The organism is Bacillus sp. TH13 (assembly GCF_016651175.1).
GTDB lineage: Bacteria > Bacillota > Bacilli > Bacillales > Bacillaceae_G > Bacillus_A > Bacillus_A thuringiensis_S.
The window spans coordinates 36,008-61,290 of the sequence record NZ_JAEKEJ010000025.1 but is presented as its reverse complement, the minus strand read 5'-3'; the positions used below and the strand labels follow the sequence as shown (position 1 = coordinate 61,290).

Genomic DNA, 25,283 nt, shown 5'->3' with positions numbered 1-25,283 from the left:
AACAAAAGGGAGTGGGATGTATGCGATACGAAATGGGTTTATATAATAAACCGTTTCAGTCAATTCAATCAGGAAAAAAAGTATATGAAGTACGCCTATACGATGAAAAACGTCAACTAATAAACAAAGGCGATGAAATCGTATTTACGAATCTTACGACAACAGAAATGATGACGGTAAAAGTAACGGAAATAAAGCGATACGAGAGCTTTAAAGCTATGTATGAACAAATCGATAAAAAATTATTGGATTGTGAAAATGATAGTTTAGAGGAAATGTTAGAAAGTACATACAAAATATATACGAAAGAACAAGAAAAAAAGTGGGGAACAGTCGCGATTCGAATTGAGGTAATAACATGATAAGAAATCGCGGGGCGGCTATCATTGTACAGGAAGGAAAAATCGCTCTTATAAAACGTATTCGAGAAGAGGAAACATATTATGTTTTTCCTGGAGGAGGGATTGAGGAAGGTGAAACGCCTGAAGAAGCAACGAAAAGAGAGGTATACGAAGAATTAGGGGTACATATAAAAGTGGAGCACCTTATTGCAAAGGTAAAATATAAAGGAAATGAATATTATTATGCTGCCTATATTACAGGCGGAGTGTTCGGAAACGGAACAGCTGAGGAATTTCAGCGGGAAGGTAGAGGAAGTTATATTCCGTTATGGATACCGATAAAAGAGTTGGAAAAAGTGAATATAAAACCTTATGAAGTAGTCGGAAATATATTTAATCATTATAAAATATAACGTCTGACAACATACAAAAAAAACCATTGACATAGGCTTCTGATTTAAGTATTGTATTCGAGTATGTTTATAATCAGGAGGTTTATATGAGCAATCAAACTACTACACATCATGTGAAAATGACAACAGCGGATCCATCTGGAATTGGTCTATTTGGATTAGCGATGGTAACACTTGTAGCATCATCTCAAAAGTTAGGCTTAACAGATGGCGTTTCACTTGTATTACCATGGGCAATCTTTTTAGGAGGATTTGCACAAATCTTTGCTTGCATTCACGATGCAAAGCATAACAATACATTCGGTACGACAGCATTTGGTGCGTACGGCCTATTTTGGTTAGGTGTTGGAATGACTTGGTTAATTCAACTTGGAGTATTTGGCGAAAAATTAGCACAAGCTGCAGATTCAAAACAGCTTGGTGTAGCCTTTATCGGATATTTGATTTTCACAATCTTTATGACGATTGGTGCAATGGAAACACATAAAGTATTATTTATGATCTTCGTCCTTATTGATTTCTTATTTATTGGTCTTTCATTAAGTACTTTAGGTGTTATGCCGCACGCAATGCATAATTTAGCAGCATATTCTGAACTTCTTATTTCATTATTATCGTTCTATGGTTCAGCAGCAGCAGTGTTAAATACACACTTCGGAAAAGTTGTTTTACCAGTAGGAAAGCCTTTTGGTATTTTTAAAAAGTAATAAAAAAGCACAGATGATTGTATAGTCATCTGTGCTTTTTTATTTATCCCGCTATTTGCCGAGCAGTAAGACCCCCACCTCAAAATTCAGCGGAAGCAAAGAAGTTAGGTGGGGGCCCTGCTGCCCGTAAAAGTCCGATTGGTTCAACTAATAATGAGTGGGGGATGAACAAACCTCCCACTCATTAAAGTTTCACTTTATTTGAAATAAGTAATGTGAAATGTAAATAAAAGTAGAAAAAATCAATTGAAATTGATTCTCATTATTAATATAATGAGAATGAGAATCATTTATTGTTAGAGGGGGATGCCAAAGTGGCAAAAATTTTAATCGCTTATGCAAGTATGTCAGGAAATACAGAGAGTATTGCTGATTTAATTAAAGTTAGTTTAGATGCTTTTGATCATGAAGTAGTATTGCAAGAAATGGAAGGCATGGATGCTGAAGAATTATTAGCTTATGATGGAATCATTTTAGGATCTTATACGTGGGGCGATGGTGAATTACCATTTGAAGCGGAAGATTTTCATGAGGACTTAGAAAATATAGATTTAGCTGGGAAAAAGGTAGCGGTATTCGGATCCGGTGATACGGCGTATGAACTATTTTGTGAAGCGGTAACGATATTTGAAGAGCGTCTTGTAGAACGCGGTGCAGAGCTTGTACAAGAAGGGCTGAAAATTGAATTAGCTCCAGAAGATGAAGAGGATGTTGAAAAATGCAGTAATTTTGCAATTGCATTTGCTGAGAAGTTCTAAGAATGGGAGTGTCAACGTGGAGACAATGTTAAGTGCAACTGCTATTACAAAGTTAAGAGATGGAAAACTGTTGTTAGCTACTACATATAATGGCTTATTTATTGAACAAGACGGAGAATGGAAACGAATTTTAAATGGTTTTCAAAAACGAATTAGGGATTTACATAGCGAAGATAATGTAGTTTATGGTGTAGGTGACGAAGGGATTTTTATTCGTAGTATGAATGGTGGAGAGAACTGGACAATTCAGCGTTTTCCAACAAAAGCAACGAGTTGGAATGTATGTAGCAATGTACAAGGAACTGTCATTGCTCATGGAGAAAAAACGCTGTATCTTTCTAATAATTTCGGTTCGACATGGGAGACTATTCATCCGTTTCTTGAGTATGGCAGTGCGGCACCGTCTATTCGATCGTTATTTTTATATAAGCATTACTTATTTATTGGTACGAAAATACATGCTAAATATGGTGGTGTTTGGCTCTTTGATTTGAAGACACGTAAATTAAAGAGGATTAAAATTACGATGAATCAAATGATCTCCGCGTTGACTTTACACAATTCTTATTTAGTAGCGGCAAGTGGATCGTGCAAGGGAGTTAGCGGGAATATTTCTTATTGTAAAATAGATGAAAGTATTGCGAGTGAAAAAATATATTGGCATACATGTCAAAGTGAGCAGAAAGCAAGTAGTTATTTAGACTTAAGTGTAGATCAACATGTTTTATATACAACTTCAACACAAAATAAGGCGGGTATTAGTAGTGTGTGCCGTGTGCTTCTTGACGAAGGTATTGTTACAGTATGTGATTCAGTTAAAGGGCACGGATGGCGCATTGTTAATCAAAAAGATGGTTATGTAGTAGCCGGATCAGGCGAATTAAAAGCAATGCAGTGGGAACAAAAAATAATTTAAGAAAAAAACTTTACTTTTATTATATTGATATGATATAGTATGTTTAAACCATTTTACTTTTAATAATATAGAGATTTAAATGAGCTGTAACTTCCGAGGAGGATAGCAATGTTAAATCTCCTCAGGGGTTGCAGTTTTTTAATATCTGGCTTATTATTGTAAGGTGGTTGAAAATGAATATGTACATATAGGTACATTGTAGGAGGATTTTTTTCATGCAAAACGGTAAAGTAAAATGGTTTAACTCAGAAAAAGGTTTCGGTTTCATCGAAGTTGAAGGCGGAGAAGATGTATTCGTTCATTTCTCAGCTATCCAAGGCGAAGGCTTCAAAACTTTAGAAGAAGGTCAAGAAGTTACTTTCGAAGTAGAACAAGGTAACCGTGGACCTCAAGCTACTAACGTAAACAAGAAGTAATTTTTGAAAAAAGAAGGGCTCGCCCTTCTTTTTTTGCATTTTTATAGATGTCCTCCTACTTACATATCATAACAAGACTGAATTTTCATTTATTTATTCGGAGTATTTTTGTATAAAGTACATGAATAAATAAATACTGAAAATAGATTGTTTGTGTGAAAAGGAATTTAGAAAGAGGTAAATAAATTGAAAAACGCTACACATTTTATTGTGTTTGATATTGAGAGGAATTTCAGACCGTATAAATCAGAAGATCCGTCAGAAATAGTTGATATCGGAGCTGTAAAAATAGAAATAGGTACAATGAAGATAATTGAAGAGTTTTCGGAGTTAGTAAAACCAAGTGCACGATTAACTCGTCATACGACAAAATTGACTGGAATTACAAAGGAAGATTTAATTGGTGTAGAAAAATTCCCTCAAATTATAGAGAAATTTATTCAGTTCATCGGCGAAGATTGTATATTTGTTTCATGGGGAAAAGAAGATTATCGCTTTCTATCTCATGATTGTGCATTACATGGTGTTGAATGCCCAAGTATAGAAAAAGAAAATAGAATTGATTTGCAAAAATTTGTTTTCCAAGCGTATGAAGAATTATTTGAACATACGCCAAGTTTACAATTTGCAGTAGAACAGCTCGGTTTAACATGGGAAGGGAAACAGCACCGTGCTCTAGCAGATGCTGAGAATACAGCAAATATACTTCTTAAAGTATATAGCGAGAGAGATATTCATAAACGATACAAAAGACATGGCGAACTGGAACTTGTAAAGGACGGGAAACTAACGGAAAAAGCGAAAAAAAAGATGCGAAAATGGGTGTTTAAAGAACTAAAGAAAAATACAGAACGCTCTTTTGAATGGAGTACATTTGAAAGTAGTGACACGTGGGAAAGTATTACGGAAAGATATTATATAAGTGAAAATACAGTAGAACTGCTGAAAAAACATTTTCGTACGGCAGTGCGAAAAGCAGAACGGCAGATTAAGTATTTGGCTGAGATGGAGGAGAATGTAGAGGTTAAATGACATTCTCCTCTATTTCTAACTACATAAATTTAAATTCATCGTATTAAATAGCAATTAATTTGTTGCTGTAATTGAGCAGTCATTATTGCTTTGAAATTTAGGGCGTTAGTTAGAATGTTAATCTGTTGAGGAGTAGTTAATTTTTCAAATCCTTTTGCATGTGCAAAGAAATGTTGTAGGAATTTTTTCTTCTCTTCAGTTAATCTTTTATGATTTCCTATTGGAAGACCTGCACATTTATATAAAAATTGTTTAGTATTACTTTTTAACTTTAAATCACTAATCCAATTCATAGTTTTTTCAGTGGTATGGCTGTTTATGTAGTTTTTTGGAACGGTTACTCTATAATTGTAATCCCGTAAATCGTTTTTAGTAAAACCTGTCTGTTTTAAAACTTGTAATAGAGGGAAATGATTTTCCTCAAGTTTATTTAAAATAAATTGTCTATTGGTTTTATTAGAATCGCCTTTGTTATGAAGTCTACGAAGTATTTTGAGGTATTGTGAAGGTTTTTCTGTAAAATCTTCAATAATACAGGGGATTTGTTTTATATGTGGATTATTAGTTATGAAATTGTAACAATCGTATTTTCCAACTAAAATGTATTCATCTTTTAGAGGATGCTTTTCGACTGGTAAGAGTAAATCAAATATATCAAGATATTCAATAGTACTGTTCATTTTTTTAGAATAAGATTTTGTAATGTGTGGATTATACAATAGACTTATTTTTTCAATAGGAATCATGCTAACTTCAGTTAAAGAATGAGGATTATGGTAAATGATCATATGTATTTACCTCCTTAAATCAAATATATAGCATTAGAAAGTTGTCTTATGATAGCAATAGGAAAATACGTGATTAATGTGAAAAACCCTACCTCTATAAAAGAGGTAGGGTTTTTTGCAGTTGTTCTATTCAATTCCCTCTGGACTATAGCTATACTGCTGCTTATTCTCAATCCGCTCAATCACATCTTGCAGCTCATCTGGCTTCAGAAACTCAATAGGAGAGAAGCCTTTTTCAAACGTAAGTGTGTCTGCTTCAATCATAAGTACATATCGGTCATTTACCTTCGCAATATGTATTTGATCCCCGAAATCAGCAAGCAGGGCCTTCACAGAGATATGATCTGCTTTTAGTTTTAATTCGACTTCAGGAGCGTGCTCGACGATTTGAGCGGTTGCTTCCATTACTTCTTCGGTTGAAAATTGTTCCATAATTTCGCGTTTCGGACTGGCAGCCCATACTTCCATCGCTTGGTCGAATTGTTCGCGTTCTTCCGTACCTTCTTCAAATACATCTTCAATTTGGTCGTATACCATGTCCATTACTTGTGTTTTCATAATTTCAGGAATAGAGCGTTCATATTCGACGAATTTTAAGAAGTCTTCAAAGTAGCGGGCATGTGATGCTTGGTGTATTTTTAGTTCGCCTACTTCAACCATACCTTCTTCAGGCATGTACGGATATTGGATAGATTTCATATTCTTTGTTGTGATGGCCATTTCAACGTTACGAATCAGTGTTGATTCATCAGAAATAGAAGCAACCTTGGGTTCGAAGTCGCATTTCATTACGAATACGAATGGATCATCAAAGTATTTGCGTAGTTTTGCCTGAGCAATTAAAAATACACCACCGCGTACAGCGCTTGTGTCAAGATATGTATAAACGAGAGGTTCGCTCATATCTTTGAAGTTTTCTTTTGTTTCTGCAAAGCGAATACGATTAAAAAGGTTGTAATGAGGGTTTGAATCAAGTTCGTGCCCTTCCTCTACAATAAAGCGACCAATTTTTGTTGGGGCTTGTTCTGTTTTTGCATGACGTTCTACTTTTCGCTTCGATATTTTTAATAACTCACCATTCAAAAATTCTTTTAAGGAGCTATCTTCATATTCTTCAGCGTCTAAAGTTTGAAAATGTTTGTAGCGTTTATCAACTGCTTCACCTTTTCCTTCTACTTGTACAACATAAAAGGAAAGATAATTTATTTCAAAATCCATATTTATCACCTTGTTTCATTTCATTAACTCTTATCAGTATAGAGATGGAAAAAACTTTCGTCAATTTATATAAGGAAGGGGGAGCCCCTTCCTTATATAAATTTTATTTTCTCGATTAAAATCCGTCTTCTAATGCTGCGAATGGAATGTTTAGTCTGTTTTCTACTGTGCGTAAACGTTGGTTTAAGCGGTTTAGTCTACGTGTATGGCGCTCAACTGTATTTTCTAGTTGACGTACTCTTTGTTCAAGCTCATTTACGCGTCTTTCTAATTGACGATTTCCAGTGCCAGGAAAAGAGATTGGAAGTTGGAATTGTCTATTTTGGTCATATGGATTCGTTTGCTCTGCTTGATCTATATAAGATTGATATTGTGCTTGTAAGTCATACTGTGGTTGTTGGTACGCATATTGATTATATGGATCATATGGATTGTAGGGATACATAATAACATCCTCCATTTCTTTAAAATAGGTTGAATTCACCATAATGTATGTGCAAAAGCGGAGCGGTGGCACGGCAAATACCTATTTATGTTGATGGGATTTCTCTTTATCCCGCATTAACGGGCAGTAAGACCCCACTGATTAAAGTTTCATTTTATAAAAAATAGCTTGAGGGTTTTTGATTTGTATTTCTTTTGCTTAATGGTATATACTGGATAAAAGGGAGAGTTTACATAAAAGTTACAATTCTATCAAACTCAAACTTCTATGTAAATATGTATAGACATTTGTAAAAGAAAAGAGTAATTTATATAGAGTGAAAAATAACTTGTAACATTTTATAAACATATTGTAAAATGATTGTAACAAAACATACATAAAAATGAAATAAATACATAATAGTGATGTTGGGGAAAGGGAGAGAGTATATTGTTCCGTAAAGTAAAGGGTATATTAGTTGGGGTGTTATGTGTAGCTGTAGTGAGTGGCTGTGGTACAAAAGTAAGTGATGTTGCATTGGTAAGTGATATTGGTGGGCACACTGTAGAGGCTAAAGCAGAAGTACAGGATACTATTAGTTTAGTTGATGGTCGAACTGGTACTGAAGTGAAAAAATTAGATTTATCTGGTTTAGGCTATTTTGAAGATGAAGCGAAATTTAAAAAGTCTGTAACAAAGGTTGTTGGTGAGGTTGGAAAAAGCGTCGACAAAAAAATGGTTCCTTCACGTATAGCACCTGATGGAAGTTGGCAAGAAGGAAAACCTTCTTATGAATTAATGGAAAAAGAATTAGTAGATAAATTGTTAAATGTTGGTATGTGGGATGCTACGTATCAGTTGCCGATCGTGGAGAAAAAACCAGTCGCAACATTAAGTGATGCGCAAGGAAATGGTACGGTAATTGGTAGATATGAAACGAACTTAGGCGGTTCAACAGGTGGCCGTATTGAGAATATTCGTTTGTCAGCAGCGAGCATAAATGGAGTTGTGTTAGCAAAAGGAGACCGTTTCTCTTTTAATTCATTAATCGGTGATACAACACCAGACAAAGGATATCAATTAGGGAAAGAAATAGTTGATGGTAAATTAGTAGATGGATACGGTGGTGGTGTTTGCCAAACATCTTCAACTTTATACAATGCAGCAGATCAAGCTGGCCTGAAAATGGTGGAGAGAACTACACATTCTAAAACGGTAGGTTATGTTCCTCAAGGAAGAGATGCTACAATTGCATATCCATATTTAGATTTAGTATTTGAAAATACGAATGATGCACCTGTGAAGCTTTATATGGGCATTCAGGGTGGAAAGCTAGTTGCTGAAGTACATAAAATGAGATAAGTATAATACCTTTATAAAAAAGCCATTATTTCTAAGTTTGATAGAATTAATGGCTTTTTTGTGCAATCAATATTACACCTCAAGATATAATGAATAGGAGTAAGACAGTCTAAAAAAGCATTGAATTTAATTCGTAGTTTTCTTATTGACATTATTAGTAATGAGGTGTATTCTTCATAATAACAACTAAATAAATGGAAAAATTTATTGGTTTTCTTATCAAGAGAGATGGAGGGGCTGGCCCGATGAAATCTCAGCAACAGGCTATATCAAAGTACTGTGCTAACTCCAGCGAACGCAATAGGCGTTTGAAAGATGAGGAGAAATGGATTCACATTTAACTCTTCTTATATGCGTAAGAAGAGTTTTTTGTTTAGAGAGGGGGGGATAGAGTGAAGTTTGATCTAACGTATTTTTTAGAAAGTTTTCCGCAATTATTTAAATATGTATACATAACTTTAGGGATTACTGTAGTTTCAATGATTATTTCCTTCTTTATAGGCATCGGCTTGGCGATCATAACGAAAAATAAAACGAAATATTTATATTCAATTGCAAGAGTGTATATCTCTTTCTTTAGAGGAACCCCGTTATTAGTTCAATTGTTTGTTTTATATTTCGGATTACCACAAATCTTTCCGACATTTACAGTGCTTACAGCTATGCAAGCAACTTTAATTGGCCTAAGTTTAAATAATGCTGCTTATTTATCAGAGATTATTCGAGGTTCATTAAATGCTGTGGAATCAGGGCAAATGGATGCCTGTTTATCAGTTGGAATGACAAAGGCGCAAGCGATGCGACAAATTATTTTTCCGCAAGCTATTCGTGTCGCAGTACCGTCACTTGGAAATAATTTTGTTGGATTGTTAAAAGAATCTTCGTTATCTTTTGCACTTGGGGTGGCTGAAATCTTAGCACAAGCGAAAATGCTAGCGGCACAATCATATCGTTATATGGAAAGTTATTTAGCGGTAGCGATAGTATATTGGATTATTACAATCGTAATTAGCTGGGGACAGAAAAAGTTAGAAAAGAAACTTGATGCACCATATTTGTAACAGAAATGAGGTGATATATATGATTGAGATAAGAGATTTGTATAAGTCTTACAAACATAATGAAGTACTAAAAGGAATTTCACTAACTGTAAATAAAGGAGAAGTAGTAGTCATTATTGGACCTTCTGGTTCGGGGAAATCGACATTATTAAGGTGTTTAAACTTATTAGAACAACCGAATGATGGCAGTATTAGAATTGAAGATTTAGAGATTCATGCAAAGAAACTTTACAAAAAAGAAATAATACAATTGCGTCAAAAAACGGCAATGGTTTTTCAAAATTATAATTTATTTAAAAATAAAACAGCATTGCAAAATATTACAACGGCATTAACGGTTGTACAGAAAAAAGTGAAGAAGAGGCAAAGGGAATAGCGAGAGAAATATTAAAACAAGTAGGCTTAGCTGATAAAGAAGATTTTTATCCAACAATGTTATCAGGAGGGCAACAGCAAAGGATAGGGATTGCTAGGGCAATGGCTTTAAATCCCGCAGTATTATTGTTTGATGAACCGACTTCCGCACTTGATCCAGAATTAGTGAATGAGGTATTGCAAGTTATTAAAGACTTGGCAAGACAGCACATAACGATGGTTGTTGTTACACATGAAATGAATTTTGCAAAAGAGGTGGCGGATCGCGTTATATTTATGGCTGATGGCATTATTGTAGATCAGGGAACGCCAGAAGAAATTTTCCGAAATCCACAAAATGAACGTACGAAAAAGTTTTTACGACAATTGAATGCTTCAGAAGAAGGCAATCATTTCGTTATTTAGGAGGAAGAATTGTGAGGAAATCATCATTATTACTAACATTAGCATTAACAGTATCAGTTGGACTTTTATCAGCTTGTGGTTCAAATACAGCAAGCGAAAAAACAAATGAAAAAGTAGTAAAAGTTGGGACATCTGCCGGTCGTAGTCCATTTATTTTTAAAGAGGGTGAGAAAGTAAAAGGCTTTGATGCTGAAATTATTGAAGCGGCTGCTAAAAAGGCTGGGTATAAAGTAGAATGGAATGTTTCTGATTTTGAGGGCTTATTTGGCTTATTAGATTCAGGACGAATTGATACAATTGCAAATGAACTATCAGTTTCTCCGGAAAGAAAAAAGAAATATGATTTTTCAATTCCGTACGTGTATTCTGGCTCTGTATTCGCGGTGAAGAAAGATAATCATACCATTAAATCGCTAGAAGATTTAAAAGGTAAGACTGTAGGTGTTGGGCTTGGTACGAGCTGGAGAGCAAGAATTAAAAGCATTAAATAAAAATAATGCTTTTACAATTAAAACGTTCTCAGAGGATCCGACAGCAGAATTGAATGAAGTAGGACTTGGACGCGTCGATGCCTATTATAATGATAAAGTTCAAGTGGAAACAACTATAACAAAGGCGAAATTAGACAACGTCAAAATAGGATTTGGTCCACTTGAATGGGGAGAGATTGCATTTCCATTTGCAAAAAAGAGTGAAAAGTTAGAAGATATAAATAAAGCATTGAAAGAATTAGAGCAAGATGGCACATTAAGTGACATATCGAAAAAATGGCTAAAAGTTGATGCTACGAAAAAACAAAATTAAGGTGTATTCGTTGAATGGAGTTATCGCCTATCAACTGATATAAAAAATTAGAGAAAACTAGAGAGGAAGTTATTCATGGTACAAATTCATCCGAAAACACGTATTGGTCATGTTGAATTTAAAGTGAAAGATTTAGAGCGTCAAATTGCTTTTTATGAGAATGTTGTAGGATTAGAGGTAATTAAGCAAGAGGGGAATAAAGCATATTTAGCAGGAAAAGGTAGTAAGAATACATTACTTGTTCTTGAAAAGTTAGAGGACGGGGTACTGCAAGAACCGCGTACGACTGGTATATATCATGTAGCCTTTTTAGTTCCGACTCGTGAAGCTTTTGCTTCTGCGCTATTTGGGGTTCTTCGTAATAAGAATGTAATTGACAGCCCGGCTGAACAAGAAGAGCGTTATACATATTCAAATGAAATTTTACCAATTTCAAGGTTTAATAGTGCAAGTGATCATACATATAGCGAAGCGTTTTATTTACAAGATTTAGAGGGGAATGGTATTGAAATTTATGCAGACCGTCCGCGTGATCAATGGGGAGAAGGACCAGGAGGAAGTACGCCACTAGATTTAAAAGAGCTGGCAACACTCGTTGATTATGAGGCTGATGGATTACCTGCTAATACTGTCGTTGGGCACGTACATTTACGAATAGCTGATGTAGAGAAATCACACGAGTTTTATGTAGAGACAGTAGGGTTTGAAGTGCAACAACGTGAAGATGACTGCTTATTCATTTCTGCAGGAGGATATCATCACCATATCGGTGCAAATACGTGGAACGGAGTAAATAATCCACACCCACCAGTACATGCAACTGGACTAAAGGTATATGCGATTGTATTACCGCATAAAGAAGCGTTAGATGAAGTGAAAGAAAGATTAATAGAAAAACAACATGAAATAAATGAAACTACAAATGGGTTTGCGGTAGTAGATCCAAGTGGTATTACAGTGCAGTTTGAAATAGAAACAGTGTAAAAGAAGCGAGAAAGTGTATAATCACTTTCTCGCTTCTTTGTGATCATTCATAGCTCAATCCAATATCTTCTTACTACATTCCCATCTTCCTCAGTGAAATCATCATCACGAAGCCCGCCGTTATGTAAAATCGTTTTTTCAGAAGCGGTATTCACTGCGTCGCAAACGACAAGTACTTTCGTGATGTCTAATTCCTTCGTTTTTTCTAATGATAATGCTAGTAATTTCGTAGCATAACCTTTTCTTCTTTCAGAAGGGCGAATTCCATAACCGATATGACCGCCAGCGTTAAATAGATGTTCAGTTAAACGATGACGTATATTAACAGCGCCGACAATTCTATTATTATCTGTAACGAGCCAATATGTAGAATCTGGTACCCAAGTTTCAGGGATATTTATTCCGTTATGCGCATCGAGAAGTTCTTGAACCATAGCTGGGAAGTTGGCAGGATTTTTTGTGATAACCCACGGGATCATTGTTTCACCGCTATCTTTCCATTCGTTATAGAAATCTAAGTATTCTTCTTGTAAATCAGTAGTAGGTGTAAGTAATGAGACGTTCATTGTTAGTAAGCTCCTTTAGTTATGTAGTTTTTATAAAAATTATGACACAAAATGAAAGCGTTTTCTAAATTTTCTCAACCTAATTTTATGTAATTCACCTTTGTTTTTTTAGAAAACTAGTGGAGGTTTAAAATTAGAAGTTATTTATTTTATGTTAATATTTAAAATATTAACATAAAACGGTCGGATTATTAAGTTTATTTCAGTGGTATTCTTTCGTATCGATAAATGGATGTTTGTGATAATTTTTGTTTTATCTATCTATAATGAATGAAAGGGGGAAGTGCCCGTGAGTGTAGATTTTGATTTTATTATACGAATCGGTGTTGCTGGCTTGTTAGGAGCAATGATTGGTATTGAAAGAGAAATTCGATCGAAAGAAGCTGGATTAAAGACTCATTTTCTCGTAGCGGTAGGAAGTGCGTTAATAATGGTTGTTTCAAAATATGCCTTTTCAGATATTGTGTTTGAAGAGCATACGTCTCTAGACCCAAGTCGGATTGCAGCACAAGTCGTTAGTGGAGTTGGTTTTTTAGGTGCAGGCACAATTATTATTCAAAAGCAGGTGGTGAAAGGATTAACGACCGCGGCTGGTTTATGGGCTACTGCCGGCATAGGATTAGCAATTGGAGCGGGAATGTATGTAGTAGGCATTGGAGCGACGATTCTCGTTTTAATTGGTTTAGAAATTGTAAGTCGTATTTTTAAGGTGCAATTTTTATTTCCACAAAATATAACAGTGCAAATGTTTGTAAATAAACATGAAGCGGTACAACAAATATTAGAAACACTACAAGTGAAAGGCATCCCAATACTCTCATATGAGGTGGAAGCTTCACAGCAAGGTACAGAAACTGTTTATAAGGTAAGGATGCAGCTGAAAAATATATCGTCAGAAGAAAAGAATGCGTTTATTCAGCATATACAAACATTACCGGAAGTTACGTTTATAAAGTTAAAATCATAGTGTTGAAAACGAGGATAGATGTAGCAGGAAATTCGCTATTATCTATCTTTTTTTTGATATAAAACGCACATAAAGTCAAGTGCGAATTTTGCGCAGCAAGGATACATATGTGAACGTTCCCTTATTTTTTCTCAATACAGGACAAAAAGTAAAAATAGTAAAATAATGGAGCGGGACACTAAAAATGTAAGGTAGGGGAGAGCATGAAAGGCTATTCAAAAAAAATGTTAGTAGGGGTAAGTTTTGCTAGTTTAATGTTAGGGAGTTTTCAAGGGGGAAGTTTGGCAGAAGATACTAAGGGAGAGCAAGTTTCTTATCGAAATGTGCTCAAAATGGAGCCAGTCGGTGTGCAACTACCAGTACAAGAATTAGCTCATCCATCGAAAGTGCTCGAAAGCAAGTCTTTTGAGAAAAGGCTACAATTCTCTGATTTATCACAAAGACCACCTGAGGTAAAAAAGGAAAGTAAGCAATTAGCTGTAGCGAAAACTTATACAATGGCTGAATTAAATCAATTAAGCAATCAGCAGTTAGTAGATTTACTTGTAACAATTGATTGGGAGCAAATTACGGGGCTATTTCAGTTTAATACAGACAGTCTGGCATTCTATCAAAATGATGATAGGGTGCAGGCGATTATTGATAAATTGAAGCAGCAAGGACAAGCCTATACGAAGGGTGATTCAAAAGGGATTGAGACATTAGTAGAGGTATTACGTTCAGGATTTTATTTAGGATTTTATAATTCGGAACTTAGTAAATTAAATGAACGGAATTATCATGATAAATGCTTACCTGCATTAAAAGCGATAGCTAACAATTCAAATTTCAAGCTGGGTACATTAGAGCAAAATAGAGTGGTATCATCATACGGAAAGTTAATAGGAAACGCTTCGAGTGATGTGGAAACGATAACATCGGCTGCAAAGATTTTTAAACAATATAATGATAATTTTTCTACATTAGTAGATAATGTTTCAGCTGGAAATGCTATTTACGATATTATGCAAGGTGTTGATTACGACATTCAATCGTATTTGTACGATACGAGGAAAGCACCGAAAGATACAGTATGGTATCAGAAAATAGATAGTTATATTAATGAATTAAGTCGTTTTGCATTAATGGGAACGATTACAGCAAAAAACGGTTGGCTTATTAATAATGGCATTTATTATACAGGTAGACTCGGTACGTTCCATAGTACAGGAACGAAAGGGTTACAAGTTGTAACAGATGCGATGAAAATGTATCCGTATTTAGGGGAGCAATATTTCGTAGCTGCTGAGCAAATCGCGACGAATTATGGCGGAAAAGATGCAAATGGTAAAGTGGTGAATTTAGATCAAATAAGAGAAGATGGAAAGAAAAAATATTTGCCAAAAACGTATACGTTTGATGATGGGGCAATTGTTTTAAAAGCTGGAGATAAAGTGACAGAAGAAAAAGTAAAACGTTTATATTGGGCGGCAAAAGAAGTGAAGGCACAATTCCATCGTACGGTTGAAAGTGATCAACCTTTAGAAAAAGGAAATCCTGATGATGTATTAACGATGGTTATTTATAATAGCCCAGCAGAATATCAATTTAATCGTCAATTGTACGGATATGAAACGAATAACGGTGGTCTTTATATAGAAGGAACAGGTACGTTCTTTACTTATGAACGTACGCCAGAAGAAAGTATTTATAGTTTAGAAGAATTGTTCCGACACGAGTTCACGCATTACTTGCAAGGTAGATATGAAGTACCAGGGCTTTGGGGACAAGGGAAAATATATGAAAATGAAAGATTATCTTGGTTTGAAGAAGGGAATGCTGAATTTTTTGCAGGGGCAACGAGAACGGATAATGTTGTACCGAGAAAGAGTATTATAGGAGGATTATCTTCAAATCCAGTAGAGCGTTATACAGCAGAGCGAACGTTAAATGCAAAGTATGGAACATGGGATTTCTATAATTATTCCTTTGCTTTACAATCGTATATGTACAATAAGAGATATGATATGTTTGATAAAATACATGATCTTATTAGGAAAAATGATGTAACAGCATATGATGCATATCGCTCTACATTAAGTAAAGATGCGAATTTAAATAAAGAATATCAAGATTATATGCAAATGCTAGTTGATAATCGTGAGAAATATAACGTGCCATTAGTATCAGACGATTATTTAGCAAATCATTCATCGAAACCAGTTTCAGATATTGCGGCAGAAATAACGACGGAAGCAAAATTGAAAAATGTATCAGTGAAGAAAAATAAATCACAGTTCTTTAACACATTCACACTACAAGGAACATATACAGGAACTGCAGCAAAAGGAGAATATGAAGATTGGAAAACAATTACACAAAACGTTAATGATACGTTAAAACGTTTAAGTGCAAAAGAATGGACAGGCTATAAAACGGTAACAGCATACTTCGTAAATTATCGCGTGAATGCATCAGGACAATTTGAATATGATGTTGTGTTCCACGGTATTAATACAGAAGAAGGTGCAGAGAATAAAGCACCAGTTGCGTTTATAAACGGTCCGTATAGTGGAAATGTAAATGAAGCAATTTCATTTAAAAGCGACGGATCAAAAGATGAAGACGGGAAAATTACTTCATATAAATGGGAGTTTGGAGACGGTACTGTAAGTAATGAGCAAAATCCAACTCACGTATATACAAAAGAAGGAGCGTATACAGCGAAATTAACAGTAACAGACGATAAAGGAGCAACTAATACTGCTACAGCGACTGTAACTGTTCAAAAGAAAGAAGATAACAGTGTAGAAAAAGAACCGAATAACTCATTCCAAACAGCAAACAAACTGCAGTTAAATCAAGTTTTACGTGCTAGTTTAGGAAATGGCGATACAAGTGATTTCTTTGAAATTAATGTGGAGACTGCTAAAAACCTTCAAATTAACGTAACGAATGAAAATAATATCGGAATGAACTGGATACTTTATTCTGAAGCAGATTTAAATAATTATGTTACGTATGCTCAGCAACAAGGGAATAAACTAGTAGGTAGTTACTACACGTATCCAGGTAAGTATTATTTACATGTGTATCAGTATGGTGGGGGGACAGGGAACTATACGGTGGAAGTGAAGTAGTAAAAAGGGAGTTGCCTTTTTCAATAAATGGCACAAGGTCTGTACTTTAATGAAAAAACAACTGCAGGAAATGTCCCTAATGATAATAACAAATTAAGTATCGAGAGATATTATATTTACATTAAACCAATCTAATCAGTAAATGAGATAAGATCGATGAACTATTATTTCATCACGATGTAAGAAAAGTTATAAATATTAAGTGCGTTTCATGTAATTAAACTAAAGGATCAGAGTGTATCTGTAACAATAGATAAGCTCTGATCCTTATTATTTTTAATTAACGCACATGAATTTAAGATAATTAATAAGTAAGCTAACTAGCGGGATTCTTAAAATTCATTTATGTAATTAACTAAACAGAAAATTTTTATCACATTAGCAAGGGATACTAATAGAAAAGCGTGTCCCTTTACCTAATTCACTCTCTATCTCTATATCTCCGTTTAATTCTTTAATAATACTATAAGCAATCATAGTACCAAGCCCGGTTCCTTTTTCTGTTGTTGAATAGAATGGCAAAGCAATTCGTTTTATTTGTTGAGATGACATCCCAATTCCTGAATCAATAATATCAATTATGATATTTTCTTTTACTTTTTGTATATTTATTTGTAATAATCCACCATTTTTCATAGCCTCAATTCCGTTTTGGATGATGTTGTTTAGACAGAGTTTGAATTTTTCGGGGTCCCCATTTATATAAAAGGAATCTGTACTATTTTGTTTGATTTCAACTTTGTATGATAGAGCGAGTGGTGAAATAGTATCTTTCACCTGATTTAAAATGTGATTAATATCTATTTTCTCTTTTAGGGTGTTCTGTGATTTGGTTAAAGATAAATAGTTATTAATAGTAGATTGTATTTGCTGCATTTCAATTAACATGATTTCTAAGTACTGATCCTGAGATGGCTTAGAGGCATGTTTTTCATTTAATAATTGAGTGAATCCATGTACCGTGGTTAGTGGATTGTGGATTTCGTGTGCAATTGACGCTGCTAGTTCGCTAGCTATATAAAATTTTTCAGCCCGTTGTAGCTTTTCTTTCATTTTATATTTCTCGATCATTCCCTCTATTAAATAAACTGCTAATAATACTGTGAAAATATTAATGATTATGTAATTTAATAAAAATTCTATGAGAGTAGAGTCTATTTTCCCTCCTGTATTTATTTGAGTTACAATACCGCAAATAGAAAGTGAAGCTGTACATACTAAAATAAGGAGTAAGCTTAATAATACTTTTTTTTCTTTAACATACATAGGTAATAAGTAACGAAAGAGCATTGTTATACCAAAAATAATAGTAAAGATAATAAATGATGGAAGAACGCCATTTCCGCCTAAGTAAAACCGATAAGAAAGATATAAAATTCCTATAAAAACAATGTTTTTTGTATTTCCATATAGAAAAACTAATATTATAGGAATAAAACGTAAATCATAAATAAATCCCACATGTAAATGAAAAGGAAAAGTCATACAAAAAATAATAGCAATGGAGGAAAGGATAGAAAATAACATATTATTACATGTTGTTTTTTCTTTAAATTCTAGCCAAAATACGTGATAGCTAAGGATACAAATTATTATAATAAAGGTATTTAATAAAAGAGTAGAAATTCCCATAGTTTTGCATCTCCGATAGTTTGTAAGTAAAATTATGTATGAGTTGGACATAGATGTTTAGTATTAGTAGACTTTTTATCTAAAAAGGAAGGGTACTTGAAAAGTGCTGTTATATTACTTGTATTAAAATTGATAAGGAAAATAGAAAAAATCTATTTAAATTTATGTACATATGAAATTATAAACTAACTTTTTAATAGGTGAAATTTGGATTTAGTTACTGATAATATAAGATTTATTTTAAGTATGAATATTCTGTGAAAATGATATGCGTGGTGACTCCTGTTTTGTAGCCTTCGTTATATTAACATGGAATATATCAAATTACAAAGTGAAATTTTAGAAAAATTTTATTAGTACATTTTATCTGAAATAGAAATGCTATTTATTTGAGGATTTTGGTACTTAATCGTATAAAACTTTGTTAGAAAAAGACTTTAAAATTTACATTTTTTTATGAAGCGTAATATTGTAGCTTTATCTATGTGGGGTTCTCAATAACCATTAAGGCGGAAAGGTAAGATATATAGATTTATAGATATGAATTATTACATAAAAACGCACTTAAAAAAGGATGTATGATTGTAATAGAATACAAACATCAAGGGGGAACTTAAAATGAAGTTAAATAAACTAGTGCTTAGTTGTGGAGTAGTTTCAGCATTAACACTTGGTGTGTTAGGGAATAATACTTATGCTGAAGAAGTACACAAAACGAATGATCCAATTCATGTAGTTGAACATGTTTCTGCAGACTTATTATTAACCCAAACAATGGATTATAGTGGAGAGGCTGTAACTTCTTTCGTATATGATGGGAGTACTGACTTAAGCTTCTCTATGAAAAATAATGGTCAAAATACAATGGGATATAGTGTAAAAGGTCCAAATACAGAGCTAATTGTTGGTGGTTATATAAAACCTGGAGAACAACAAATTAATGTTACAAATGTACGGAATGCTTTATCTCCATTACCGATTGGAACATATAAAATTTACGTTTCAAATGATGATGGTTCTAAGGGGAAATTCCAAGTTTCAGTAAGAGCTATGAATTAAAATTAAAACGCTTTGCTTTTAAGTTAATTTAATCTTTACTTATCGGAAAGAAGCTAAATTGAATTGAGAATTACCGATAAAAATGAAAACGAGCACCTTATCTAATTTGAGAGGGTGCTCGTTTTTTGTTATTAAACAGAAAACAATTACTTCCAACCACCTTTAAATATATTTTGATATTTCCATCGCTAATCTACTAGTTTGTATTAACGAGAGAATGTCTACTATAAAAGATATTAAAATAAAGATGATGTAACATTCAGCTAAATTATATGGGGAATAGAAAAACCACCCTTATATGAGTGGTTTTTAGTAATTATTTTTAGGTTATACATTTAAAATTAGGCTAAGTTATAGAAATAATAAACATTTAATCCCGCATTAACTGGCAGTAAGACCCCCACCTCAAAATTTAGCGGAAGCAAAGAAGTTAGGTGGGGATCGGGCTGAATAAAGTTTTACTTTATTCTTTGAATGAAGAGTCACCCTTATATCTAAATGAAGGAGCGTAATAGAGAATTAATAGATTAAAAGAGGTGTATAAATTACGCGGATTAACAAGAAAATGAAAAGGCTATTTTTAATAGGGGAAAGCTTAATAGAAGATTAATAACTGGAGCAAAGGAATTGCTATTTATATATTTAACATACATATTTGTATTTTAAATTGTAGGCGTGTTTTAGAATTTGTATATAGTAAATTCGTTAAAAAACTTGATAAATAATAAAATGTGTAAATTTTTTTGACTATTTCATTAAAATTATTTAATATTTGTAATTTATTGTTTTATAATGATAATCGGGTCGATCGTGAATGTTTTAGATATTGCGATATATACTCGGATTAATTTATTCTAGGGAGGTTACAAAATTGGGTAAGAGAGTCATTATAAGAGTTTTTACATTATTATCAGTACTGGCATTATTCCTTAATGTATTTTTACCTAGGGCTAGTGCAGAGGTTATGACGCATGAGAAATATTCAATGGACTGGAGTTATAGTAATAGTCTAGGTAAGTACATTCGAACTGAATTTATTAAAAATTCAAGTGGTCAAATTGCTTATTGCTTAACTCTTGGATTAAAATCACCAAATGGTGAAGATCTTCCTGAAATGGGGGAAACAGATAATGTAGTATATAGAGTCTTATTAAATGGTTTCCCGCAAAAAAGTATAGAACAGCTGGGAGTAGCTAATAAAAATGAGGCGCATTATGCAACGCAACTTGCGGTTTGGAATGCATTAGGTCAACTTGATGTAAATGAATTAAAACATGAGAATAAAAATGTTGAAAAAGCAGCTAAGGCTATTATTAGTAATGCTAACAATAGTGAAGAGACTCAAGATGTTTTTATGAATGTGATTCCTGCTGAAAAGCAACAAGCAGAATTAAAGGGTGAATTCTTCGAAACAAATCTATATACAGTACAAACAAATGCTAAGAGTGGTTCTTATAAGGTAGTAGCGAAAAATGCACCTAATGGAGTTAGAATTGTTAGTGAAAATGGAGAAGTGAAAGATCAGCTTTCAGTTGGAGAAAAATTTCGTATCCAAATTCCTAAGAATACAAAAACGGGTGAATTTAATTTAAGTGTTGCTGCTAATTTAACTAAAGTTCAAGCAATTGCTTACCGTGGTACGGATACTGTTCAGAATGCTACAGTACTATTAGAAAGAAATGAAGAAAAGCTTAGTAGTGATCTTGCAGTAAACTGGGAAGCAGCTGGTTCTTTAAAAATTAAAAAGGTTGGAGAAAATGGAGAAGTTTTAGCTGGTGCAGTATTTGAGGTCTTTAATGCAAATAATGAATCAGTTGGAAAAATCACGACTGGTGCTGATGGTATGGCAGAATTAAACAACTTACCAATTGGTACTTACACATTAAAAGAAATTAAAGCACCAACAGGCTATGTTTCAGATGATAAACCACAAACTATTGAAGTTAAGACAGGAGAAACAGGAGCTGTCCAAATAGTAAATAACAAAGTAAAAGGTAACATCGAAATTAAAAAGCTTAGTGATTCAGGAAAGGTTTTACCAAATGTTGAATTCACAGTCTTCACTGAAGATGGTAAAGAAGTGAAAAAAGTAGTAACAAAAGAAAATGGAATTGCAAACGTTGAAGGTCTTACGTATGGTAAATATTATTTCTTAGAGACACAAACACCTAATGGATATATTGGAAATAAAACAAAGTATCCTTTTGAAATTAAGGAGCACAATAAAACACTTACTTTTACAGTGGAAAATACAGAAGTAAAAGGTAGTGTAAAATTACTTAAAGTAGATAATGAAGATATTAGTAAAAAATTAGAAGGTGCAGAATTCGAGCTAAAAGATGCAAGTGGAAAAGTAATTGGTGAATATAAAACAGATAAAAATGGTGAAATTAACGTCAAAGATTTAGCGTATGGTAAATATTCATTTGTAGAAAAGGCTTCTCCAAATGGTTATGTTCTTGTTAAAGAACCGATTATGTTCGAAATAAAGGAGCATGGAAAGATTATTGAGTTATTGGCAGTTAATCATCTTATCAAAGGTGAACTAGAAATTACAAAGGTAGATGTAGCTGATGGAAATAACAAGCTTCCAAATGCAGAATTTACGATTTATAACGAAGCAGGAAAAGAAGTAGTAAAAGGAAAAACAGACGATAAAGGAATCGCTAAATTTGAAAAGTTACCATTTGGAAAATACACATATAAAGAAACTGTTGCACCAAAAGGTTATGTATTAAATGAAGAAACGTTCTCTTTTGAAATTAAAGAGAATGGTCAAATCATTAAACACATTGTCAAAGATGAAAAGATTCCTTCAATAAAAACAACAGCTACTGATAAAACAGATGGTACAAAAGAAATGCACACGTCTAAGTCTGTAACAATCCAAGATAAAGTGGAATACAAAGATCTACAAGTAGGTAAAGAGTACACTTTAAAAGGGAAATTAATGAATAAAGAGACTAATAAACCATTAGTTGTAAATGGTAAAGAAGTAACTGCTGAAACGAAGTTTACACCAAAAGAAGCAAATGGTTCTATTACACTAGATTTCACTTTTGATGCAACTGGTTTAGAAGAAAAAGAAGTAGTAGTATTCGAAGAGTTACTGAAAGACGGAAAAGTTGTTACGACACATGCTGATATCAATGATAAAGGTCAAACAGTTAAGTTCGTTAAGCCATCAGTAAAAACGAAGGCTACAAACAAAGCTGATGGTGGAAAAGAGATTCATTCAAAGGATTCTATCACTATTCAAGACAAAGTGGAGTATACTAACTTAGTTGTAGGTAAAGAGTACACTGTAAAAGGTAAACTTATGAACAAAGCTATTAACAAACCATTATTAATTGATGGAAAAGAAGTAACAGCTGAAACGAAGTTTACTGCAAAAGAAAAGAACGGTTTTGTAACATTAGACTTTACTTTTGTTGGTGCTGAACAGCAAGGAAGAGAAGTAGTCGTGTTTGAAGACTTATTACATGAAGGGCAAGTAATTGCAACTCATGCTGACATTAACGATGTAGGTCAAACAGTTCGATTTGTAGAACCTTCTATTAAAACGACAGCTACAAATAAAGCTGATGGTTCTAAAGAGTTAGACGCTTCTAAATCTGTAACAATCCAAGATAAAGTGGAATACAAAGACTTAATCGTGGGTAAAGAGTACGTTGTAAAAGGTAAACTAATGGATAAAGCAACAAACAAGCCATTATTAGTTGATGGTAAAGAAGTAACAGTAGAATCTAAGTTTACTGCTAAAGAGAAGAATGGTTCTATCACACTAGATTTCACATGTAATGCTTCTGCATTACAAGGTAAAGAAGTAGTAGTATTTGAAGAACTGTATCAAGATAATATATTAGTAGCTATTCACGCTGAAATTGAAGATAAGGGACAAACAGTGAAATTTAAGGAGGTAAAGCCGGAACAACCTAAACCAGAACAGCCGAATTCGGATGAAAATACTCCAACACCAGAGCAACCTAACGAGCAAGTAAAGGAACAACCACAACCTAAGAAAGAAATTCAATCTCAAATTGGGTGGTTACCGCAAACAGGTACTAATCTTACAAGTTGGATCTCTATGGCTGCAGGCGCATTACTGTTAATTGTGGGGGAGTTATTTTCTTAAAACGTAAAAATGCATAGAAATTAAAAATAAGCACATCTGTTTTTATAACAAGATGTGCTTATTTTTATCATTTTAGCCAAGAAGACTCCTATATTTAAGTCTGAATGGCATTTAAAATAGCAAATTTATTTGTAGTAAATAATACATAATTTTGTTTTACTGTTTTAATTAAAATACGGTCTGTTGTCCCATAAGCTGTTCCAATACGTATTACATCTACGTCTTCAACACCAGCATAGGTAGCATCTTCGGTAACCTCAATCACATCACGTAATGGAATTGTAATCTCCGCCAATTGCCATGAAATAATTAACTCTTCATTTGTTTTTTTACATTAATGCCTAGCATTATACCAAGACCCTTCAATAATAATATGCTACACTTTTAATCTTATTATATAAATTTTTAGATTTTTTATCTATATGTAGGAATAGAATTTATTTATATTTGTGAGCATCTTAATGATGTCAAACAAATAGAAGGATATACAGTCTTTCTATTAGGAAATATGTTAAGAACAAAAGTTCACTTCAAATTAATATGAATTTGATATGGTTGAGATATTATGAACGAGAAACCGTAAGATTTGCAGGAAGGAAATGAATAATGAGACTTAAATTAGTAGGGATTTTCAGTTGTGTAATTATGATGTTAGGTATTTTTATAATTTACACCAATCAATCTATTGGTAAAGAACCAGATAAGACGAACTATGAATCTCGTGAAAACTCCATAAATAAAGAGAAAGATAGTAGAGGAAAAGGGCAATCAAAATACAATGAAAGTTCTTTTGCTAGTATACAGGCTGTAGTTAATAAGGAATATGGATTACCCGAAGACTATAAACCAGAGGATTTAGTTGTACCAAATGTACCATTCGCATTTAGTGGAACGGTAGAAAAGAGCCACCTCCGTAAAGAGGCGGCAGAAGCACTGGAAAAGTTATTTGATTTAGCAAAGCAGGAGGGGATTCAGTTAAATGCTGTTTCGGGATTTCGTTCCTATGACTATCAACAACGACTGTATGCAAACAATGTGAAAAGAAAAGGACAAGAGCATACAGATCGCTTCTCGGCAAAACCAGGACATAGCGAACATCAAACAGGGTTAACAATGGATGTTTCTTCTAAAAGTGCGAACAATGAATTAGAGCTATCCTTTGCTAATACGAAGGAAGGAAAATGGCTGAAAGAAAACGCGCATCGTGCAGGGTTTATCATTCGTTATCCTAAGGGGAAGGAAAGTATTACAGGTTATGCATATGAACCTTGGCATATTCGCTATGTAGGAGATATTGCTGAAAATATATATGAACAAAAGCAGACTTTAGAAGAATACATGAATCTATGAAAATAGAATTGAAGAATTAAACGGGCTATCAATAGACGTGAGATTGTAAAAGGCAGGGATATAAATTAAGGTGTTTTTAAATTTTTTTGGTGAAGAGGGAAGGTATCCCTCTTCTTTTTTCATTCCTTGTAAAATTTGAGGATGTCTTAAGAGAGTGAAAAGATGGATTGTGTGGGTGTATTAATAAAGGCTACTTTCGGTGGTTTCTAGAGATGTTTTTGAGGGAATCCAATATTATAAGTTGTAGTATTCATTGCAGCAATTGACTATATTATAGGAGCATTCACGTTGGGTTATAACAGAGAATTATAGAGTAAAGTAGGATTCAAAAGCATTGTTAAAAATGTGGTTGTTATAAGTTATTTTCCTATCAAAACAATTAGTCTTTGTTCAAAATTTAAGATTGTTATTTTATTATATCTAGTAACTATTTATATTATTTAATAATTAC

General features: G+C 33.5%; 20 protein-coding genes, 3 pseudogenes and 1 riboswitch. Of the genes and pseudogenes, 17 read left to right on the top strand and 6 right to left on the bottom strand.

Features of this window, described 5'->3' with window-relative positions:
* Positions 1 to 20: 20 nt before the first annotated feature.
* From JFU02_RS08575 to JFU02_RS08545, 7 genes are all read left to right on the top strand, one after another.
* Entirely contained in the window at positions 21 to 362 is a 342-nt protein-coding gene (locus JFU02_RS08575; RefSeq protein WP_001268349.1) for an ASCH domain-containing protein, read from the top strand.
* Positions 359 to 754: an NUDIX hydrolase gene (locus JFU02_RS08570; protein ID WP_000620828.1), complete on the top strand. Its 396-nt coding sequence runs from the start codon at positions 359 to 361 to the stop codon at positions 752 to 754. Before JFU02_RS08575 ends, JFU02_RS08570 begins: the two co-directional genes overlap by 4 nt.
* A gap of 86 nt (positions 755 to 840) precedes the next feature.
* Positions 841 to 1,461 carry an acetate uptake transporter gene (locus JFU02_RS08565; RefSeq protein ID WP_000070938.1) on the top strand — a complete coding sequence of 207 codons (621 nt, stop codon included), beginning with the start codon at positions 841 to 843 and terminating at the stop codon, positions 1,459 to 1,461.
* A 314-nt stretch (positions 1,462 to 1,775) separates the two neighbouring features.
* A complete protein-coding gene (locus tag JFU02_RS08560; RefSeq protein WP_001062758.1) occupies positions 1,776 to 2,219 on the top strand; it encodes a flavodoxin in 444 nt (147 codons plus the stop codon).
* 16 nt (positions 2,220 to 2,235) lie between these two features.
* Positions 2,236 to 3,135, top strand: coding sequence for a WD40/YVTN/BNR-like repeat-containing protein (locus JFU02_RS08555; protein WP_000449490.1), 900 nt, complete (start codon positions 2,236 to 2,238; stop codon positions 3,133 to 3,135).
* 215 nt (positions 3,136 to 3,350) lie between these two features.
* Positions 3,351 to 3,551: a cold shock-like protein CspB gene (cspB, locus tag JFU02_RS08550; protein ID WP_001179150.1), complete on the top strand. Its 201-nt coding sequence runs from the start codon at positions 3,351 to 3,353 to the stop codon at positions 3,549 to 3,551.
* Positions 3,552 to 3,737: 186 nt separating this feature from the next.
* The gene (locus JFU02_RS08545) at positions 3,738 to 4,583 is read left to right on the top strand and encodes an exonuclease (RefSeq protein WP_000786411.1); all 846 of its coding nucleotides are present in this window, start codon (positions 3,738 to 3,740) and stop codon (positions 4,581 to 4,583) included.
* Positions 4,584 to 4,618: 35 nt separating this feature from the next.
* Here the strand turns inward: JFU02_RS08545 and JFU02_RS08540 are convergent, their stop codons facing one another.
* The 3 genes from JFU02_RS08540 to JFU02_RS08530 form a co-directional block, all read right to left on the bottom strand.
* A complete protein-coding gene (locus tag JFU02_RS08540) occupies positions 4,619 to 5,371 on the bottom strand; it encodes a hypothetical protein (protein ID WP_061665756.1) in 753 nt (250 codons plus the stop codon).
* A gap of 126 nt (positions 5,372 to 5,497) precedes the next feature.
* The gene (locus tag JFU02_RS08535) at positions 5,498 to 6,589 is read right to left on the bottom strand and encodes a DUF3900 domain-containing protein (RefSeq protein ID WP_061665755.1); all 1,092 of its coding nucleotides are present in this window, start codon (positions 6,587 to 6,589) and stop codon (positions 5,498 to 5,500) included.
* A 115-nt stretch (positions 6,590 to 6,704) separates the two neighbouring features.
* A complete protein-coding gene (locus JFU02_RS08530) occupies positions 6,705 to 7,034 on the bottom strand; it encodes a hypothetical protein (protein ID WP_000283711.1) in 330 nt (109 codons plus the stop codon).
* 429 nt (positions 7,035 to 7,463) lie between these two features.
* On the opposite strand from JFU02_RS08530, the gene JFU02_RS08525 reads away from it, so the two are divergent.
* From JFU02_RS08525 to JFU02_RS08505, 5 genes and pseudogenes are all read left to right on the top strand, one after another.
* Positions 7,464 to 8,375, top strand: a complete 912-nt coding sequence (locus tag JFU02_RS08525; RefSeq protein ID WP_000488994.1) for a VanW family protein — start codon at positions 7,464 to 7,466, stop codon at positions 8,373 to 8,375.
* Positions 8,376 to 8,588: 213 nt separating this feature from the next.
* Positions 8,589 to 8,697, top strand: a riboswitch (SAM riboswitch).
* 70 nt (positions 8,698 to 8,767) lie between these two features.
* Positions 8,768 to 9,436 (top strand): amino acid ABC transporter permease, encoded by a 669-nt coding sequence (locus JFU02_RS08520; protein WP_086407530.1) that lies wholly within the window; start codon positions 8,768 to 8,770, stop codon positions 9,434 to 9,436.
* Positions 9,437 to 9,455: 19 nt separating this feature from the next.
* Positions 9,456 to 10,216 (top strand): annotated as a pseudogene (locus JFU02_RS08515) (amino acid ABC transporter ATP-binding protein).
* Positions 10,217 to 10,227: 11 nt separating this feature from the next.
* A pseudogene (locus JFU02_RS08510) lies at positions 10,228 to 11,020 on the top strand (amino acid ABC transporter substrate-binding protein).
* Positions 11,021 to 11,095: 75 nt separating this feature from the next.
* Positions 11,096 to 12,004, top strand: coding sequence for a VOC family protein (locus JFU02_RS08505; RefSeq protein ID WP_061665754.1), 909 nt, complete (start codon positions 11,096 to 11,098; stop codon positions 12,002 to 12,004).
* A gap of 47 nt (positions 12,005 to 12,051) precedes the next feature.
* On the opposite strand, the gene JFU02_RS08500 is transcribed toward JFU02_RS08505, so the two are convergent.
* Positions 12,052 to 12,570: a GNAT family N-acetyltransferase gene (locus JFU02_RS08500; RefSeq protein WP_061665753.1), complete on the bottom strand. Its 519-nt coding sequence runs from the start codon at positions 12,568 to 12,570 to the stop codon at positions 12,052 to 12,054.
* Positions 12,571 to 12,859: 289 nt separating this feature from the next.
* Between JFU02_RS08500 and JFU02_RS08495 the strand changes: the two genes are divergently transcribed.
* Both JFU02_RS08495 and colA read left to right on the top strand, forming a co-directional pair.
* The gene (locus JFU02_RS08495) at positions 12,860 to 13,537 is read left to right on the top strand and encodes an MgtC/SapB family protein (RefSeq protein ID WP_000109723.1); all 678 of its coding nucleotides are present in this window, start codon (positions 12,860 to 12,862) and stop codon (positions 13,535 to 13,537) included.
* A gap of 203 nt (positions 13,538 to 13,740) precedes the next feature.
* Positions 13,741 to 16,656: a collagenase ColA gene (gene colA, locus JFU02_RS08490; protein WP_201070783.1), complete on the top strand. Its 2,916-nt coding sequence runs from the start codon at positions 13,741 to 13,743 to the stop codon at positions 16,654 to 16,656.
* A gap of 378 nt (positions 16,657 to 17,034) precedes the next feature.
* Here the strand turns inward: colA and JFU02_RS08485 are convergent, their stop codons facing one another.
* The gene (locus tag JFU02_RS08485) at positions 17,035 to 18,288 is read right to left on the bottom strand and encodes a sensor histidine kinase (RefSeq protein ID WP_000513026.1); all 1,254 of its coding nucleotides are present in this window, start codon (positions 18,286 to 18,288) and stop codon (positions 17,035 to 17,037) included.
* Positions 18,289 to 18,906: 618 nt separating this feature from the next.
* Here JFU02_RS08485 and JFU02_RS08480 point away from each other — a divergent pair.
* Both JFU02_RS08480 and JFU02_RS08475 read left to right on the top strand, forming a co-directional pair.
* Positions 18,907 to 19,347: a hypothetical protein gene (locus JFU02_RS08480; RefSeq protein ID WP_000773521.1), complete on the top strand. Its 441-nt coding sequence runs from the start codon at positions 18,907 to 18,909 to the stop codon at positions 19,345 to 19,347.
* Positions 19,348 to 20,218: 871 nt separating this feature from the next.
* Entirely contained in the window at positions 20,219 to 23,482 is a 3,264-nt protein-coding gene (locus tag JFU02_RS08475; protein ID WP_481748751.1) for a VaFE repeat-containing surface-anchored protein, read from the top strand.
* Between the two features lie 94 nt (positions 23,483 to 23,576).
* On the opposite strand, the pseudogene JFU02_RS08470 reads toward JFU02_RS08475, so the two are convergent.
* Positions 23,577 to 23,830 (bottom strand): annotated as a pseudogene (locus JFU02_RS08470) (SunI/YnzG family protein).
* Positions 23,831 to 24,088: 258 nt separating this feature from the next.
* Between JFU02_RS08470 and JFU02_RS08465 the strand changes: the two are divergent.
* Entirely contained in the window at positions 24,089 to 24,832 is a 744-nt protein-coding gene (locus JFU02_RS08465) for a M15 family metallopeptidase (protein ID WP_001237443.1), read from the top strand.
* The last annotated feature ends 451 nt before the right edge of the window (positions 24,833 to 25,283 follow it).